Below are 1380 nucleotides of genomic sequence, written 5' to 3' on the forward strand. Positions count from 1 at the left end.
GGCGCCGCCCGGCGTGCCGCCGGAGGCCGACCACCACTGCGACGTGCTGGTCGTGGGCGGTGGCATCCACGGCGTGGGCACGGCGCGCGACCTCGCCGGCCGGGGCTGGCGGGTGATGCTGTGCGAGCAGCACGACCTGGCCTCGCACACCTCTTCGGCATCGACCAAGATGCTGCACGGCGGGGTGCGCGACCTGGCCCATGGCGAATGGGGCCGGGTGCGCCGCGCCCTGGCCGAGCGCGACCTGCTGCTGCACGCCGCACCCCACATCACCTGGCCATTGCGCTTTGTGCTGCCCTTGGGCGCGGGCCCTCACCCGGCATGGCAGGTGCGGCTGGGGCTGTGGCTGTACGACCAGCTGGCGCCGCAGGGTCGCCTGCCGCCGCACCAGGCGGTGGGCCTGGCGCGCAGCCCGCTGGGGGCGCCGTTGCAATCGGTCTGGGGCAAGGCCCTGGTTTATGCCGATGCCTGGGTGGACGACGCCCGCCTGGTCAGCCTCTGTGCGCTCGATGCCGCCGAGCAAGGCGCGCTGGTGCTCACCCGCACCCGGGTCGACAGCGCCGTGCCGCACGGGCAGGGCTGGCGCGTGGGCCTGGTCTGCGCCGATGCGCTCAGCGGGACCGTGACCCACCGCCTCTCGGTGCAGGCCGGTCTGGTCGTCAATGCCGCCGGGCCCTGGGCAGACGCCCTGCTGCACGGCGTCCTCCACGGGGCCGGGCCGGACAAGGCGGAGGCGGGCGAGGCCTCCCGCCTGGTCAAGGGCAGCCACATCGTCGTGCCCCGCTGCTTCGACCACGACCACGCCTACACCTTCTACGCGCAGGACGGACGCCTGCTCTTTGCCATCCCCTACGAGCGCGATTTCACCCTCATCGGCAGCAGCGAGATGGCCTGCGCCGGCGATCCGGCCCGCGTCGACGTCGACCCCGAGGAGGTCGTCTACCTCTGCCAGCAGACCAGCCGCTACCTGCGCCGCCCGGTCCTGCCGGGGGATGTGGTCTGGCAGTTCGCCGGGGTGCGCCGGGTGCAGGGCCGGCGCGGTGCCGCGGGGGCGGGCGAGGCCGCGGGCGCCCGCCGCCACGAACGCCTGCAGGCCAGCCGCCGTCCGGCGCCTTGGGTGACCGTCTGGGGCGGGCAGCTCACCACCTTCCGAGAGCAGGCCGAACGCGCCGCCAACCTGGCGGGCGAACTGCTGGGCGAGCGCCGCCACGCCTGGACGGGCGATGCCCTCCTGCCTGGCGCCCAGCTCACCGAATTGCTCGACGAGGCCCTCAACCCCGAGCTGGACATGGTCGCTTTCCAGGCCCGGCTGCGCCAGCGCCACCCCTGGCTGGACCTGCCCCTGGCGCGGCGCTGGTCGCGCGCCTATGGCAGCCGCGT

Annotated in this window: 1 protein-coding gene; it reads left to right on the plus strand. The window is 74.7% G+C overall.

Translation table 11 applies throughout. The annotated features are described in order from the left end of the window. On the plus strand, nt 1-1380 hold a 1380-nt coding region (gene glpD / locus QZ994_RS19890), incomplete at both ends, for a glycerol-3-phosphate dehydrogenase (RefSeq protein ID WP_290877836.1).

It is taken from the genome of Aquabacterium sp., from assembly GCF_021768455.1.
Classification (GTDB): Bacteria; Pseudomonadota; Gammaproteobacteria; order Burkholderiales; family Burkholderiaceae_C; genus Aquabacterium.